This window comes from Paenibacillus sp. FSL H7-0756 (assembly GCF_038006765.1).
Classification (GTDB): Bacteria; Bacillota; Bacilli; order Paenibacillales; family Paenibacillaceae; genus Paenibacillus_AQ.
The window spans coordinates 560,769-577,660 of sequence record NZ_JBBOVT010000001.1; the positions used below are offsets into that span (position 1 = coordinate 560,769).

Annotated in this window: 11 protein-coding genes; 3 read left to right on the forward strand and 8 right to left on the reverse strand. The window is 51.8% G+C overall.

Translation table 11 applies throughout. From position 1 onward, the window contains the following. Positions 1-97 precede the first annotated feature (97 nt). Both NST04_RS02420 and NST04_RS02425 read right to left on the reverse strand, forming a co-directional pair. Positions 98-1,003 (reverse strand): AraC family transcriptional regulator, encoded by a 906-nt coding sequence (locus tag NST04_RS02420; protein WP_341183036.1) that lies wholly within the window; start codon positions 1,001-1,003, stop codon positions 98-100. A 137-nt stretch (positions 1,004-1,140) separates the two neighbouring features. Continuing rightward, entirely contained in the window at positions 1,141-4,209 is a 3,069-nt protein-coding gene (locus tag NST04_RS02425; protein ID WP_341183037.1) for an S-layer homology domain-containing protein, read from the reverse strand. A gap of 291 nt (positions 4,210-4,500) precedes the next feature. Here NST04_RS02425 and NST04_RS02430 point away from each other — a divergent pair, with 291 nt between their 5' ends. Next, positions 4,501-4,893: a hypothetical protein gene (locus NST04_RS02430; protein ID WP_341183038.1), complete on the forward strand. Its 393-nt coding sequence runs from the start codon at positions 4,501-4,503 to the stop codon at positions 4,891-4,893. 101 nt (positions 4,894-4,994) lie between these two features. Here the strand turns inward: NST04_RS02430 and NST04_RS02435 are convergent, their stop codons facing one another. The 3 genes from NST04_RS02435 to NST04_RS02445 all read right to left on the reverse strand — a co-directional run bounded on the left by NST04_RS02435 (position 4,995) and on the right by NST04_RS02445 (position 9,727). Further along, entirely contained in the window at positions 4,995-6,281 is a 1,287-nt protein-coding gene (locus tag NST04_RS02435) for a glycoside hydrolase family 18 protein (RefSeq protein WP_341183039.1), read from the reverse strand. A gap of 156 nt (positions 6,282-6,437) precedes the next feature. After that, positions 6,438-9,224: a glycoside hydrolase family 3 C-terminal domain-containing protein gene (locus NST04_RS02440; RefSeq protein ID WP_341183040.1), complete on the reverse strand. Its 2,787-nt coding sequence runs from the start codon at positions 9,222-9,224 to the stop codon at positions 6,438-6,440. A gap of 311 nt (positions 9,225-9,535) precedes the next feature. Beyond that, a complete protein-coding gene (locus tag NST04_RS02445; RefSeq protein WP_036691301.1) occupies positions 9,536-9,727 on the reverse strand; it encodes a hypothetical protein in 192 nt (63 codons plus the stop codon). 194 nt (positions 9,728-9,921) lie between these two features. Here NST04_RS02445 and NST04_RS02450 point away from each other — a divergent pair, with 194 nt between their 5' ends. Both NST04_RS02450 and NST04_RS02455 read left to right on the forward strand, forming a co-directional pair. Further along, positions 9,922-11,232: a putative DNA modification/repair radical SAM protein gene (locus NST04_RS02450; RefSeq protein WP_341183041.1), complete on the forward strand. Its 1,311-nt coding sequence runs from the start codon at positions 9,922-9,924 to the stop codon at positions 11,230-11,232. Then, complete coding sequence (locus NST04_RS02455) at positions 11,232-12,104, forward strand: TIGR03915 family putative DNA repair protein (RefSeq protein WP_341183042.1); 873 nt, start codon at positions 11,232-11,234, stop codon at positions 12,102-12,104. Before NST04_RS02450 ends, NST04_RS02455 begins: the two co-directional genes overlap by 1 nt. Positions 12,105-12,170: 66 nt before the next feature. Here the strand turns inward: NST04_RS02455 and NST04_RS02460 are convergent, their stop codons facing one another. From NST04_RS02460 to NST04_RS02470, 3 genes are all read right to left on the reverse strand, one after another. Then, a complete protein-coding gene (locus tag NST04_RS02460; RefSeq protein WP_341183043.1) occupies positions 12,171-14,555 on the reverse strand; it encodes a phosphoketolase family protein in 2,385 nt (794 codons plus the stop codon). A gap of 278 nt (positions 14,556-14,833) precedes the next feature. Then, positions 14,834-15,556: a GntR family transcriptional regulator gene (locus NST04_RS02465; RefSeq protein ID WP_341183044.1), complete on the reverse strand. Its 723-nt coding sequence runs from the start codon at positions 15,554-15,556 to the stop codon at positions 14,834-14,836. Between the two features lie 92 nt (positions 15,557-15,648). After that, a complete protein-coding gene (locus NST04_RS02470; RefSeq protein WP_341183045.1) occupies positions 15,649-16,791 on the reverse strand; it encodes a response regulator in 1,143 nt (380 codons plus the stop codon). Positions 16,792-16,892: the final 101 nt, after the last annotated feature.

A 16,892-nucleotide genomic window follows, 5' to 3' on the forward strand; every position in this document is an offset into this window, starting at 1 on the left:
CCGGGTCTGGCCCGACGTAGAATTGTTGTGCAACAGGCAGCAGCTTAAGCAAAAGCGCCGGACGCTTTTGCTTAAGCCAGACTGCTACTGTTCAGAGTTAGTCTAATTTACGCACCGGACGCAGCACCGCATACCCGTAACCCTCCGGAAAATGCCGCTGATAATCCTGTTTCTCCTCTTCGTCCCACATATAGCCCATAACCGCAGGATCATAATTCCAGGCCACTTCCTCAACAATACGCATCACCTGCCCATTGTCCTGCAAATAATCAAAGGGAGGATGAAAAAAGACCAGATACTCCGATTCCGGGATATCCCAGCACTCCATGCCCTCCGGAACCACCCCGTTGTAGTCGGCCGCGACAAGGATACCATACAGATAGCCTTTACGCCCTTCCCGATAGAACCAGCCTGCCGTTTGGCCCAATTGGCCGGGCAGCGTATGATGCGACATACTTTCAAGGGTTCCGGAGACCTCATCGCAGTCATGCCCATTCTCCCAGAATCCTCCGTAGTTGTTAGAGCCAATATCGCGGATGCCGATAAACTTATGCGCCGGTATACACTCAAGCTTAATCTCCGCTTCCTGCAAATGCACCTGTCTCATTCTATCCCGCTCCTTCATCAGATAATGATAAGGAGAGAACACCTCGGCACGAATGGCCAGCGGAATCGGCTGTGGAGCCTTGCGGTAGGCATGGGGAGTGAGCTTGAAGGCTCTGAGAAAGGCCCGTGTGAACGCCTCCTGGGAGGAAAAGCCGAACATCACGGCAATATCCAGGATGCGCGCCTCCGTGTCCCTAAGCTCCAGTGCCGCCCGGCCAATTCGGCGCTGCCAGACATAATCCCGCAGCGTCATCCCGGTCAGCGCATGAAATTGCCTGGTGCAGTAATACGGCGAATACCCCAGCTGCTCAGACATTTTCAATAGGGTGGGCGAAGCCGCAAGATCCTCCTCCACCCAGTCAATCATGCGCTGAACCATCTCATTCCATTCGTACATTGTTGTTCTCCTCCTTCCATTGCTGATTTTAGCAGAGGCCTAGAGTGTAGATATGACTTGAGTTGCACTGTATTAAAGGTCAATCAAAAAAGACACCCGCAGGTGTCCTTTTTTGATATTTTACTATAATTGCTTCATTATTCAGCATCTTTGGTTCGGTCTATCACTGTGAAGAAGAAAGGTTCGCTCTCTTTCATTAGTAGGCCAGCAACCGTCGCTTGATATTGGGTATTAGGAGCAAGCTTAGTAAAATACCAGTAGGAAGCTCGTTCACCGAACATAAAAAACTCTCCAATTACATTACCATCCATAGTTTTAAGAAAGAAATGCGATTCGCCGGATAGACCAGGGACATATACGTCTATCTTCGTACTATCACTATACACCACACCAACCACCGTAGGTGTCGGAGTAACTGGTTTGCTGGCTACTACAACCTCAACAGGCTTGCTAGGGAGTTTCTCGTATCCCTTGGCGGTTACAAATAGAGTCTCTCCGGCAACAAGTTGTGAATCAAGTGACATCCAAAAATATCCGGCGGATGGGCCAAAGTTTTTTGCCTGCCCCAAAATGGTTCCGTCCGCACGTGTGACAACTATGTCTGAGTATCCTTCGGCTGTGCCATAGATTTCCCAATCATATTCATACACAACTTTCGTAACAACCGGTTGTGCTGTTACAGCCGTAGGTACTGCGACAGTGATGTTGACAGGCTCACTCTTTCTTTTATCTCTCGCCTGAGCATAAACCTTCAGCTTCTCACCAACATGGAAAAGCGGGGAATTAGAATTACTAAGGTAGATATCAAACATGTTACCATAGCTATTAGCTCTCCCAATTATTGTTCCATCTTCCCTGGTTAATGTAATATCAGCATAAGGTTCTTCTATGGTGCCTTTTATCCTATTGGTATCGTCATACACTACGCTGGTTACTACAGGCGCCTTAGTCTGCGGCCGTTCCATTACATTCACCTCAAAGCGCTGGCTGGACCAGCCGCGATCCGTGTACACGGTCACAAATAATTTATCATTAGCCTTCAGGTGCAGGTCCGGGTTAAATTCAAATAGATTAATATTAAAGTACACTCTGTATTTTTCGGCAGGACTGTTCAACTGTTCCCCGTTCTCAAGCTCAATTTTCACACTGAAGGAATCATAAACGTTCATAATCCTTCCGTTGATATAAGGGATATCCGTATAAGTAATTTGTTCAACCTGTATTTCAGGCGGATTCTCTATGATCGTGAAATCTGGCAGAACCAGATTTTCACCTGCTTTCACAGTAAATTCATCTGAATAATAGTTGTACGTAGAAAGCGGCATAAATACTGCATAAGTACCCGGCACCACATTTTCAAAAGTAAATTCTCCGCCTTTTTCAACGATAGCTGTATAAGTCCCCCGAGTATCCTGCACTCCTCTTAAATAGATACGAAGGTCGTAGGCAGGAACCGGCTTATCCTTCGTATAAGGCTGAATAAACAAACGCCCAGTTACGTTTACATTAGCCTTAGGCACAGTAATCGCTTCAGATAATACAGGGCTTCCACCCTTATAAGACACGGAGTATACCGCCAGTTGCTCAGCCTCACTATTCGCTATCGAAGGAATTGTAAGTTGAACTGTTGCTTTATTGTCAAGCAGCGTAACCAAAGTTACCTCAACCTTATGAAATTCGCCATGATTGACCTGTTCGAGAACGGCGAAATCAGCAGCATCCGGCAGGCTGTCCAGGTTCCGGTTAAATTGGACTTCTACCATGCCGTTTGCAGCAGTAATTCCGGTTACAGCCAACGCCGGTACAGGAGTAGCCCCGTTGCCGCCGCCAGTACCCGGATCAGGAGAACCACCGCCACTACCGCCCCCTGGGCCAGGGTTAGAGGAGCCTCCACCCCCGCCGCCAGTTGCAGGTGCAGCAGGCGTTTGGTCTTTTGGCAGCGTAGGGTCGGGTACGCCTTGCGACAATACAACTCCTTTGACTTGGCCCTCGCCGGAGATTGTCAGCTTACTCTTCATTTCCAGCTGCTCAATAACAACATTCTTGCTGAAATTCAGAGTAGAGATTACTAGATTTTCTTGAATAAGCAAATTAGCTACGCTGCCTGAGCGAACACTGAACTCTTTGAGGCTGCCGCCTACAGAAACCTTCTTAAAGTCTCCGGCAAGCACCACTGTGCGCTCTGATGAAGCTGTCTGGGCAGCAGGAAGCACGGTTACATTCACAAAACCATCGCCGGCAATATCCTTCTCCTCAATAACCGCGCTGGATAGAATCTGTACGTCCTGCACAGCGCTTGTACCCTCAGCTACAACTCTCACCGCATGATTCAGCCTATTCACAGATACCGTGTTTAGTTTGCTGTTCCGGATATGAATACTGTTGCTGCCTCCGCCTTCAATACGGGTTACACCGTCTACTTGAACTTGTTCAAGGTAGGCGTCCCCGTCTGCCACCTCTTTAGCAATAACGAGGTCACCCCGGATATGCATATTGCGGAGCGTGACATTGGAAGCTGTAATTCTTACATTGTGCTGTACTGTGCTAACTGCGGACTCTCCAAAAGTACCTGTCTGATCATAGACCACTGTACTCAGAGCCAGCGCCTTCTTAATGACCACTACAGTTTCGGCACGGGTCATATTGCGCTGAGGCTGGAAGGTTCCATCCGCATTCTTGCTCATGATCCCCTGATCCAGAAGATACTGGACAGCGGGTTTGCTCCAGGCAGGGATAAGATTCGCGTCCTGTACAGAGACTGAGACCGTTGCACCTTTACTGTCAAAGCCTAATATTCTGGATAGGATCACTGCAGTTTCCTGTCTTGTGATTGGCTTGTCAGGACGGAAGGTATTGTCGCTGAATCCGCTGATATATCCTTGAGCGGTAGCCTTCTGCACTTCTATGTACGCAAAATTCGCCGGCTTCAGATCCTTGAAGCTGATAGCCTTCGTATCCGAATACTTATACGCTCTGTTCACTAGCGCTACGAACTCACCTCTGGACACTTCAGCCCCCGGCCGGAAGGTATGGTCGGGATAGCCGGTAATAAGTCCTTGATCCAGCCATTCCTGAATATCCGATTCTGCCCAGTGTCCTTTGATGTCTGCCATTTGCCCGGCAGCGGCGTAACTCCGTGTAAAGGGTAGCAGAACAAATAATAAGACGATGAAGCAAGTATTTCTTAATAAACGATGGATAGCCAAGAGATTAGGTCACTCCCCAATAGAATTAGAACCGGGACTAAAGTCATGGTTTCCCACTTTAAACCCAGTACTTCAGGGTAATTCTACATGGATATCCGTTTCCCTTTTTTTCACTGTAAAATATTTCACTACAATTAATTTGAATTCACAATTTGTATATTTTTAGAACATCCCGCTCCCAAAGACACCCCCGGGTTGTTCAAAAATAATCCGCAGAACTCCATACCCGCACAAGCCGCCCCCCAGGTTCTGAGTAAAATAAAGTAAATAGAACAGTGAGGTGAATGACGAATGGCAAATTCAACAAAGCTCCGCAAGCGGGCACAGCAGCTGAAAGGCCAGCCGGTCTGCATCACTTTGCATAATGGGCGTTCCTACGTAGGGTGGATTACAGACCTGAACCAGGAGGCGGTGATTCTGTCCAGACCCAGCACGCGTAAGGGGCCACCTTCGAAACGCAAATCCTCTTCATCTGCGCGCAGAGCAGAGGTGTCCAGTTTCATGCCTTTACTCGGCTCGCTGATGGGCGGAGGAGGCGGGGCGGCCGGTATCGGCGGGGGTCTCGGACGGTTCATGGGCATGTTCGGAATGGTGCAGAAGGCGATGCCGGTGATGAAGATGGGCTACAACATGATCAAGTCCATCCGGCCTTTTCTGGGCGGGCTCAAGGGCTTAATGGGCTAACACGTATATGCTCAAAAAAACGGATGTGCTGCCATTTCGCATGGGCACATCCGTTTTGGTGCGGAGCTTCTTACGCCGCCGCTGGCCGCAGCGTCTCCGGTCTATTTTTTTACCACCTTGAAGTTATCCGTAAGCAGCAGCCAATTCTGCGGAAACGGCAGTCCCAGCTTCCAGTAGCTGATGCCCCGCAGCCCTAACTCCTTGATCAGATCGAACTTGGCCTGAATCGAGCGGGCATCCTCAAACCATACCGTATGCTGCCGCCCCTCGTCATCGGTGTAATTGAAGTGCGGCGCCTGGGCTCTATAGTCATACTGAATGGCTGCATTCCTGTTCCTGGCCAGATCAATGGCTGCCTGCGGACTGAGCGCTTTGGCATATTGCCCCCCTGCTACAAAAGGCAGCGTCCAATCATAACCGTACAGATTCTGGCCCATCATGATTTTACCGGCGGGCATCTCACTTGCTGCATAGGTCAGTACCTGACGGACGGGCCCAATGGGCGAGACAGGCATTGCCGGTCCCCCGCTATAGCCCCATTCATACGTCATAATAATGACGAAGTCGGCCACCTCACCGTGAACCTTGTAGTCATGCGCCGTATACCAGGCCCCAACCTGTGACGCGCTGGTCTTGGGAGCAAGGGCGGTGGACAGCAGGAAGCCCTCCTTGTGAATGGCCTCTGCCGCTTTCCGCAGAAAAGCATTGTACGCCTCACGGTCCTCCGGCCGGAGAAACTCCAGATCAAAGTGGATATCCCGGAAGTTCAGCCGCTTCGCTTCCGCGATGATGTTCTCAAGCAGCCGGTCCTGGACCTCCTGATCGTTCAGAATGATGCGCCCGAGCTCTGAGCTGAACTGGGCATCCTCCAGATTCGTCACGACCATCATCAGCGTCACCTGATGCTCTGCGGCAATGGAAGCGAGGCCGTCCAGGGGCGGCGGCACCAGTGTTCCGTCCCGTTTGATCCGGAAGCTGAACGGTGCGAGATACGTCAGCTCAGGAGCGGCCTCACGTGCAGCATTCTGCAGCGGCTGGGAGACACTCTCCCCCCGGGGCTCCACATATGCGTTCACTTCCGCCTGCCGCCTGGGTCCAGGGGGAAGGTACAGACGGAGCCCGGCCTGCAGCGGCTGATTCAGCGTCAGCCCGTTCACCTCCGCCAGCTCGCTTGCCTTCAGGCCGAACCGCTTGGCGATGCTATAGAAGCTGTCTCCAGGCTGCACCCAATAATATTGCCCGGCAATCGGGATTACCAGCGCCTGCCCCGCCACCAGCCTTCCCGGCGCAGAGAGCTGATTCGCCTCAGTTATCGTATCCGTGCTGGTTCCGTAGGCCTGCGCAATGCCATACAGCGTCTGGCCCGGCTGCACTACATGTATTTGCATACGTTCCTGCCATCCCTTCATAGTAGCCGTTTTATCTCTATTTTATTCGGCGGCCCTGCGGGTATGCGAAATCAGGCCGCTCATGTAAATTCTTATATTGCAAAAAAAGACACCCCGGAGGGTGCCTTAATACTGTTGCTATAAATGGTGCTGACACTATACCTGCTTGAATTCAATCCATTCAATCTGCAGGCCGGGCTTGACGAAGTCCAGCTTCAGCTCATACCGTCCGGCTTCCAGCTCCACCTTGACCAGCTTCTGCCGGATCCACCGGCCTTCCGTTCCGTTCGTCTGAATAGTGGTTACCGCTTGTCCATTCAGCGTCAGGTTGCAGGCGCTCTGTGCAAGCTCAGGCTCAGGAGACATGATGCTGACAATAATGCGGTACTGGCCCGCCTCGTCAGCCTGAATGTAGGTCGGCCCGGACACCGCAGGGGTTACCTGTGCGTTCTCGCTCAGTACCTGCACCTGCTCAGCTCCGATAGCCGGATCAGCCTTGAACGTATCAACCGCTTCAATAATCTCGTGCTTTCTGGAGAATACCGGAGCCTTCATAATGAACTCACAGATGTTGATCGCGCAGCGTTGAAGCTCCCCGCGGGTAAGCGTACCGTTCTCCAGAGATGCGATTGTATTGTCATCGTAAGCGTTAACCTCTGCCCCATAGTTACTAACAACCATGTACAGATCGTTCTGGGCGCGAACCATCCAGTTCGTATTCTTACGGTCTGCCGGTCCTCCGTTCACCACATCATTCATGATCGCCCACCAGTCGGTCATGACGATCCCCTGGAAGCCCCACTCGCCGCGAAGCAGCGTGGTGTTGAGGTCATAGTTAGAAGCCGCCCAATGCCCGTTCACCGGGTTGTAGGAGGTCATGATCGAATTGGCTCCGCCCTGCTTGACTGCAATTTCGAAGCCCTTCAGGTAGATCTCACGAAGCGCACGTTCCGATACGACAGCATCGACCTTACTGCGGTGCTTCTCCTGGTTGTTGCAGGCAAAATGCTTCAGCGTCGCATTAGAGCCGCCCTTCATAATTCCGCGTGTGCATGCGGCAGCGAAGATCCCCGAAATCAGCGGGTCTTCGGAGAAATATTCGAAGTTACGCCCGTTCAGCGGGCTGCGCCGGATATTCAGCCCCGGTCCCAACAGCGCATCCACCTGGTTACGCAATAATTCCTGGCCTTCCATGACATACAGTGCTTCCACCAGCTCTGCATTCCAGGTAGCGGCGAGCAGGGTGCCAATCGATACCTGTGTAGCCTTCGCTCCACTGTCCATACGGATACCGGATGGGCCGTCCGCTGTAGCTGCAACCGGAATGCCGTAGCTGAACAGACTGTCGCTGACGCCCCCGAACGCAGACGCCGTACCCGGAGTTACCAGCGGGCTGCTCATTCCTTCGCCCCGGACAATCGCCGCCAGGTCTTGGTCGCTTAGCTGGGCAATGAAAGTGCTCATGCTGACTTTTCCGTCATGAACATCTCTCAGAGTATATCCCTGATTGCCGGTCTGCGGAAGCGTCTGCGGCAGATTGCGTTCAATCCGCTCCGCCAGATCCACCTTGCGTGTAGGTACCTCAGACGAGACAAGCTCATACGAACCGTCTGCCTTACGGGCACCCGGCTTCATCCGCATGAAGCTCTCAGTAGGCGCCATTGCTTCTTCCAGCTGTTCCACGACCTTAAGCTCTTCCAGCACATAACCTTCTTGTCCGTCCAGAAGCACTGCTGACACCGCTTTGACACTGGTGCCTGCATAGAAACGGTAGGTACCGGCTTCGAGCACATAAGCGGAAGCATGCCCGGTCACTCCGGCGTCATCATAGGAAGCCATGGAATGGAGCGGGAAGCTCACGGTAAGGCGCTGAGACTCACCAGGCTCCAGCAGCTTGGTCTTAGCGAAGGCTGCCAGCGCTTTGGCCGGTTGGCCCAGCTGTCCCTGCGGCGCTTCGTAATACACCTGCACGACTTCTTTACCAGCATATACGGCTCCCGTATTCGTTACAGTGACGCCGACTTCGATCTGCGGCTCACCCGCCTGGTTTACCAGCTTCGCTTCCCCCGGCTCCAGCTTAAAGGTCGTGTACGAGATCCCGTAGCCGAATTCATACTGAACCTTATCAGGGCAGAAGGTCTCGAAATAACGGTAGCCTACATAGATATCTTCCTCGTACAGGTTCTTGAATTCATTGCCGTAGTTGCGGGTCGACGGATAATCGTCAATGGAATAGGCAATGGTATCCGTCAGCTTGCCGCTTGGCGTAACCTCTCCGGCCAGAACATCAGCAATCGCGTGACCGCCCTCCATGCCGCCATGCCAGGAATAGATCACAGCAGAGATAGGATTCACATAAGCAGCGTCATTTACCCAGCTCATATCCATGATATTGGACACATTGAGTACCACAACTGTCTGTTCAAAATAAGCCGTAACCGAGACCAGCATCGCCTTCTCATCTTCCGTCAGCCGGTAGCTGCCTGCGGTGTCGGCATTATCCTGATCCTCGCCCGCCGTACGTCCAATCACCACAACCGCTTTGGCTGACTGGCTTCGTGCCTGCTTCACCAGCTCGTCCGTAAGCGGCATTTCCTTCTGGTTCCACGGCTCCGCAGCCCATACCTTGCCGCCGTCATCGAACGGGTTAAGCCCGATCCAGGCCTCGTAGGCTGCAGCCAGTTCTTCATTCACGCTAATGTTCTTCTTGCTGCGCAGTCCATCCAGCAGATTCGTCGTATATGCAACGTGAACGCTACCGCCCGATCCAGTACCGCTGCGGTAATAATTCACCTGTATTCTGCCAAAAACAGCAACGCTCTCACCGTTACCCAGCGGAAGCACCTGTCCCTCATTCTTCAGCAGTACCGCACCTTCTGCGGCTACCGTCCGGCTAAATTCTGCAAAACCCTCTAACGGCACTCCAATGTTCTGTGTACTCAATTGGTTTCCTCCTGTATGTTCATTTCCCATGCTGTGGGTTGATTCTATAAATAACGCCCTCCCGAAGGGAATGTACGTTACCTTGAATCTGTATGGTCCTTCATATAGCATATCCTTCTAAGAATATAAGCTTCAGCCATATTATTCAAGCACCGCTTGCCGGATCGCCGGGATTCGCACGTGTTTGTATAAACTTTTTTAGTAAAAAAGACACATCTAAAATAAAAAGACACCTGTGCGGGCGTCTCTTAAGCCTGTTCCTATGCAATCCGTACCGTATTGAATAGATACGTCCGGATCTTCTGTTTATTTTATCTGCGGCGGCGGCCCTTCATCATGCGGTTGTACATAATAAGAGCAGCGACGATCATACCCAGCATGGCTACACTGCCTGCCGATTCCTGCGACATACCGAACATCAGGCACACACTTGTCACTAGCTGTCTTGTCAGCAGGGCGACGGCTATCAGCATAATAGGCCGCCAGATGTTATATCCTCTCACTTCAGCAACACTCCTAACCTGATTTTCAATAACCGTATGATTCCTCATTCCGTGAACCATCAATTTCTATTATAGCACAAGAAGGAATGCGCATACATTTTGCAGGCGGCCGGAGTGGTGGTTTATACTTTTGACAAGAACGTATGTTCGGTATATAATGCTCACATATGAGGGGGATTGAGACCGTGGATGTAATGGAGAAACTAGAGATTCTGACCGCTTCAGCTAAATACGATGTGGCGTGCACTTCAAGCGGTTCCGACCGCAAAGGCCAGGCCGGGGCACTCGGCAACACCTCCGCAATGGGCATCTGTCACAGCTTCGCGGCGGATGGCCGCTGTATTTCGCTGCTGAAGGTACTTATGACCAACGGCTGTGTGTATGATTGTGCGTACTGCATCAACCGCAAGTCCAACCCCATCCGCCGGGCGGCCTTCACCCCCGAAGAGATCGCAGATATCACCATGCAATTCTACCGCCGTAATTATATAGAAGGATTATTTCTCAGCTCAGGCATTATGCGCAGTCCGGACTACACCACCGAGCAGTTAATTGCTGCACTTGAGCTGCTTCGCAATGTCTATCATTTCAACGGATATATCCATGTAAAAGCCATCCCTGGAGCAGACGAAGCCCTGCTGTCCAGACTTGGTCTGCTCGCCGACCGCATGAGCGTCAACATCGAGCTGCCCTCCCAGGAGAGCCTCGGACGGCTCGCTCCCGATAAGAGCAAGGTGTCCATCCTGAAGCCGATGGGGCTGATTAGCAGCCGGATCAAGGAGAACCGCTCCGATATCGTCCGGTATAATCATGCACCCCGCTTCGCTCCGGCTGGACAGAGCACCCAGATGATCGTGGGTGCAACGCCAGATACAGATTACCAGATCCTTAATCTGACGGAAGGCTTATACCGTAAATACTCGCTCAAGCGCGTCTTTTTCTCCGCCTACACCCCGGTTGTGGAGGATTCCCTCCTGCCCGCTCTAGACACCAAGCCGCCGCTGCTGCGGGAACACCGGCTCTATCAGGCCGATTGGCTCCTGCGCTTCTACGGCTTCAAGGCGAATGAATTATTGGATGAGGCCGTGCCGAACTTCAACCCGCTGCTGGACCCCAAATGCAGCTGGGCCGTTAACCACCGGGAGCAGTTCCCCGTTGAGATCAACCGCGCCCCGTACGAAATGCTGCTGCGTGTGCCCGGCATCGGCGTAAGAAGCGCACAGCGGATCGTAAAGGCCAGACGGGCCGGATCGCTCGATTTCCATGCGTTGAAGAAGCTGGGAGTGGTCCTGAAGCGTGCCCAGTTCTTCATCACCTGTAAGGATAAGCCGCTGGAGGGGCTGAAGGTAAGCGAACATACGCTGCTTCGCTCACTCATGTCCGGGGAACAGCTTGCTCTCCAGCAGCCGAAGGTGGAGCAGCTCACGCTGTTCGACGACTTTAACCTGTCGGCCCTTCCGGCAGCGGATGGTTGGAACCTGCTCAAGAAAGGAGCGAAGGCCTGATGTTCAAGCCGTCCGCACTGGCGTACACCTATGACGGAAGCTTCGAGGGTCTGCTGTGCTGTGTATTTGAGAGCTATGCCTGGAAGGAGATACCACTGGCAATTCATGCTGAGGGCGGGGAAATAGGCCTGCTGCTGGAAGCAAAATGGATCGAGACCGACAAGGACAAGGCCGCGCGGGTACTGAAATCCCTGCCGTTGCGGATCAGCCGCGAAGCTGAGGAACTGGTGCGTCTGGGCTTCTGGAGCTGCACCCCTGATAAGGAAATGCTGCTGCTGAATTTCCTGTATCTCGGCTTCAAGCATGGCCGTAAGGTGATGAATATGCTGGCCGATGACACCGTTAACACGCTGATGAAGGCTGTTCAGCAGCTCCGGCATGAGGCGCATCTGTATACGGGCTTCGTCCGCTTCTCCGTATACGGCCCGGTCATGGCCGCAGTCATTGAACCGCAGGGCTATGTGCTTCCTGTAATTCAGGAGCATTTCTGCGACCGGTTCCAGGGGGAGAGCTTCATGATCTACGATCAGACGCATGGAGCGGCGCTGATTCATGAGCCCGGGCGGGAGGCCATCGTGCCCTTAAGCGGGTGGACCCCGCCCGAGCCCGATGAGACGGAGGAAGCGTACCGCCGCTTATGGACCGGCTTTTACAATGCCATCGGCATCAAGGAGCGCTACAACGACCGGCTGCGTTCCTCACTAATGCCGAAGCGCTACTGGAAGCACATGGTGGAGATGAACGGCAGGGGCGGTGTGCCTGTACTTACTGCGGGGCAGAAGAAGAAGGCATTGCAGCCGGAGACCTCATCGATCCCGGACATCCAACTTCAATCATCAGACACAAAAAGCGCCCCGCAGACATCAACATGACTAACCGGGGCGCTCCCTGATTGAAGCTTGCTATATTATTAATGAAATAACACTATCGTATGAAGCTTAGTTCAAAGCCTTCCATACCCAGTTCTCAACCTCTGGAAGGTCGATGCCTTCTTCGCGGATATATGCATGATGCTTCTGCACGATGGCATCCATCTCGTCAGCGATAGCCTGGTATTTGCTTGCTTCCGGCAGGCTGAGTACTGCTTCCTTCGTAAGATCGAAGCGGTCCATCTGGTTGAGTACGCGCATATCGAACGGTGTCGTGATGTCGCCATTCTCGCGGTAGCCATGCACATGCAGGTTGTGGTTGTGGCGGTCGAAGAACAGGTCTTTGATCAGGCCTTCATAGCCGTGGAAGGCGAAGATGACCGGTTTATCTTTTGTGAAAAATTGATCAAACTCCTCGTCAGACAAGCCGCGCGGATCAAGCTTCTGGCTTCTCAGCTTCAGCAGATCGACCACGTTGATGTAACGAATCTTCAGCTCAGGCAGCTTCTCATGCAGGATCGAAATGGCAGCCAAGGCTTCCATAGTTGGTTCTGTACCCGAAGAAGCAATGACGAGATCAGGCTCTCCGCCTTTGTCGGTGCTGGCCCAGTCAATGATCTTGAGGCCTTTAGTTACCAGCTCCTGAGCTTCGTCAGCCGAGAACCACTGCGGACGCGGATGCTTGGAGGATACGATCAGGTTGATCTTCTGACGGTCATTCAGGATCGTGTCGAATACGGCCAGCAGGCTGTTCGCATCAGACGGCAGATACTCACGGATGAATTCAGGCTTCTTGTCAGCCAGATGGCCGAGCAGACCCGGATCTTGGTGGGTATAGCCATTATGGTCCTGTTGGAACACGGTAGATGTAGCGATCACATTCAGGGAAGGAATATCTTCTCTCCAGGTCTGATCTGTCGCTTTACGCAGCCATTTGAAGTGCTGGGTGATCATCGAATCGACCACGCGCAGGAAGGCTTCATAGCTGGCGAAGAAACCGTGGCGTCCAGTCAGGACATAACCTTCCAGAATCCCTTCAGCCTGATGCTCAGACAGCTGGGAGTCAATGACACGGCCGTATGGAGCGAGGAATTCATCCTGCGGTTCCTGAATGGCATCCATCCATTGGCGCTTGGTCACTTCGAATACAGGTCCCAGACGGTTAGACATCGTCTCATCCGGTCCAAAAATCCGGAAGTTGCGGTTCTCTTCGTTGAGGGTAACAACCTCTTTCAGGTATTTGCCCAGTACAGCCATATCCTGCGCAATCACTTGACCCGGAACGGAATTATCCAGGGCGTAGTTACGGAAATTCGGCTTGTGCAGGTCTTTGATCAGCTTGCCGGCATTGGTTACCGGGTTCATTCCCATACGTCTGTCCCCGGTTGGCAGAATTTCAGCCAGCTCTGCGTTAAGGCGGCCGTTCTCATCGAACAATTCTCCAGGTCTGTAGCTGTTCAGCCATTCAAGCAAGGCCGGAGCATGCTTCATGTTCTTCTGATCAACCGGAATCGGCACCTGGTGGGCACGGAAGGAGCCTTCATTCGGCACGCCGTCCCACGATTTCGGACCGGTCCAGCCTTTAGGGGAGCGGAAGACCAGCATCGGCCATACAGGGCGTTTAGTATCGTTATTTTCACGGGCATTCTTCTGGATTGCGGCAATGCGCTCTACGATCGTATCCAGCACCTTAGCCATTTCCGGGTGCATCAGATCCGGGTTCTCGCCTTCTACGAAGAATGCTTCCCAGCCGTTTCCGGCAAAATAGGCGGTCAATTCTTCTCTGCTCATCCGGGAGAGGATGGTCGGGTTACTGATCTTGAAGCCGTTCAAATGCAGAATCGGCAATACAGCACCGTCTGTAATCGGGTTGATGAACCGATTGGACAGCCAGGAAGCGGCCAGAGGGCCGGTCTCTGCTTCGCCGTCACCTACAACGACTGCGGAGATCAAATCAGGGTTATCGAGAATCGAACCCACGCTATGCGACAGGGAGTAACCCAGCTCGCCGCCTTCGTGAATGGATCCAGGTGTTTCGGGAGCAGCATGGGAAGCAACACCGCCAGGGAAGGAGAACTGCTTGAACAGCTTTTTCAGGCCAGGAATGTCCTGAGTGATCTGCGGATAGATTTCGGTGTAACTGCCATCCAGATAAGAGTTCGACACCATAACCTGACCGCCATGACCCGGGCCTTCAATATAGAACATGTTGAGATCATATTTAGTGATTACACGGTTCAGGTGTGCATAGATAAAGTTTTGCCCAGGGATGGTGCCCCAGTGTCCGATCGGCTTCACTTTGACATCTGCATCCTTCAGCGGTTCTCTTAACAACGGGTTATCCTTCAAATAAAGCTGGCCTACGGAGATGTAGTTCGTTGCACGCCAGTAAGCGTCAAGCTTTGCCAGATACGTTTTGGAGGAATAATCCACCTGTTCGATTGTTAATCCCATGTCTTCCACTCCCTAATCTTTTTCTTTGTAAATTGAATGTATCACTTCTACAGTTACATCATACATCGGCATTTCAGAAATTCAATCTTTTTAGAAATTAATACGGTCCAATATTGTGAAATTTTGAACATAGTATGAAATTCGCTGCAAATCACGCACAAAAAGATGTTCATTTTTATAATTATGGATTAATTTGGTATAAATAAAAGATGCAAAAAAAGACCGGGACTCCTCCCGGCCTGCTCTACCTCAGTTAGGCTATTTACACCGTCCGTCCGTTAATGCACAGATACGAACGTGTTGAACTTCAGATACTCATAATGGAACCGCATATGCGAGAATTCGAACGGTGTGCCGTTATCCAGGAAGAAGATCCCCTCCATAATCCCCACAGGTTCATTCTCCTTCAGATGGAGCAATTCCTGATCTTCAGGCAGCGAAGGCTCGGCAAAAATAGACAAAAAGGATTTGGTCACCGCCAAATTGCGCGACTCCTCCAGATAATGAAAAATCGACCCCTCGATAATCGTCTGGTCGAGATTTTGCACAATTTTGATCGGAATATATCCCGTCTCAATCATGAAGGGCGCACCTTCAAACAGGCGCAGACGCACGATCTTATACACGAAATCATGGGGCATCAGGAACAAATCCCGCTGAAGCTCCTCCGTGGGCCGGATGACCTCGAAGCTCAGCACCTGGATCTCCGGCTTCTTGCCGTGCATCTGGAAGTTATCCGACACCCCCAGGTTAGAGCCTTCGTAGTTGAAGATCGAATCGTTCTTTATGTATAACGGGTTGATGAAGGTGCCGGAGCCGCGTTTCTTGAAAATAATGCCCGAGCTCTCCATCTTCATCAGCGCACGCTTGATGGTACTGCGGCTGACCTGATACGCCTCGCTGAGACTGCGCTCATCCGGCAGCTTCATATCGGCGTACTGCCCGGCAAAGATCTTCGTTTTGAGGTCAGCAATAATCTGCTTGTAGACAAATTGGGTCATGGGGTTCTCCTTCGCCGGAACTTTGCAGAACGAAATATTCAAGATCAAATATATCATAATTTAGATAGGGCAAAAAGGATGAATCCAAGGACTCACCCTTTTTGACGCTTGTTATCCCAATCCCTATACCATTTGACAATCTCCCGGCTTGGTTTCTCCGCAACCTCTGCTTCCATCACCGTTTCCAGCAACACATACTGTCTTTGCACCAGAAAATGAAAGCCCATTCTGTCCGAAATCTGCATGTACAATAATTGCGCTTGCTCCTCTAACGGATAGCGGGTGCAGACCTGTTCAATGTGCTTGAAGGCCTGTTCATATTCTGCATTATCCATATACCAGCGGACCAGATTCAGCTTCAGCCGAATCCACTGCAGCTGGAATCTCTGCCGTTCAAGCTCCGCCCACACATAATCGTACCCCTCCAGATATTCGCTCTTGAACAGCTTCAGGACTCGTTCATATTCGGGCAGCGTGTCGTCCGAGAGCTCAATCCCAGCTTGGATAAAGCGGTCGAACTCATCAACGTCCAGGTAGATTCCTTCCAGCTTGAGCAGGTAGCCGTCTGCCGTATTTTGCAGGAGAATCCGTTCTCTGCTGAAGGGCTCCAGCATCTTACGGATATGATACACAGCGGTATATAACTGCGGATAGGCTCTATTCAGATCAAAATCAGCCCACAGCAATTCAATCAGAGTGGCCTTGCTGACCACTTTGCCGCGATGATGCAGCAGAAAAAAGAAGATTTCCTGCGCTTTCGCCGTTCTCCATTGCAGCGGTGCAAGCTCCTGCTCTCCTTCGTAGATCTGGAAGGCATCGAACATCAGCATCCTCCAGCTCGCTTGCAATGGTGCTGTTGAGACTGCCGGTCCAGGCTTCTGCTGGGCATTCAATCTATTGACCGTAAGCTTCAGACGATCCATATGAATCGGCTTAAGCACATAATCCAGGGCGTTCAGCTCAAAGGCCTTGATGGCATACTTATCATATGCCGTTACGAATACAACCTGCAGGTCGGGCCTCTGTTCCAGCAGCCTTTCCGCCAGCTCAATCCCGTTCAGCTCCGGTAAATGGATATCGAGAAACACAATGTCGGCCTCGGTCTCCTCCACCTTTTGCTGCCCTAACAGCGGATCGGTATATTTGCCGATAATCTCAAAATCGCCAAGCGCATGAAGCTGACGCTCCAAGGCCTTTAGTGCCAATTCTTCATCGTCAATCAGGATTGCTTTCATTCGGATCTCCTTCGCAGCTGGAAATCAGTACGGTGTTATAACCATTATACTTCAAATTTAATGATTTAGGGGCTGGAGAAGAATGATCTCTCCTCCAACCC

Excerpts from the sequence above, each read along its gene's own strand:
- NST04_RS02465 (WP_341183044.1), bottom strand. The coding sequence starts at position 15,556 with ATGACCCAATTTGTCTACAAGCAGATTATTGCTGACCTCAAAACGAAG.
- NST04_RS02455 (WP_341183042.1), top strand. The coding sequence starts at position 11,232 with ATGTTCAAGCCGTCCGCACTGGCGTACACCTATGACGGAAGCTTCGAG.
- NST04_RS02435 (WP_341183039.1), bottom strand. The coding sequence starts at position 6,281 with ATGCAAATACATGTAGTGCAGCCGGGCCAGACGCTGTATGGCATTGCG.
- NST04_RS02470 (WP_341183045.1), bottom strand. The coding sequence starts at position 16,791 with ATGAAAGCAATCCTGATTGACGATGAAGAATTGGCACTAAAGGCCTTG.
- NST04_RS02420 (WP_341183036.1), bottom strand. The coding sequence starts at position 1,003 with ATGTACGAATGGAATGAGATGGTTCAGCGCATGATTGACTGGGTGGAG.
- NST04_RS02430 (WP_341183038.1), top strand. The coding sequence starts at position 4,501 with ATGGCAAATTCAACAAAGCTCCGCAAGCGGGCACAGCAGCTGAAAGGC.
- NST04_RS02460 (WP_341183043.1), bottom strand. The coding sequence starts at position 14,555 with ATGGGATTAACAATCGAACAGGTGGATTATTCCTCCAAAACGTATCTG.
- NST04_RS02450 (WP_341183041.1), top strand. The coding sequence starts at position 9,922 with ATGGAGAAACTAGAGATTCTGACCGCTTCAGCTAAATACGATGTGGCG.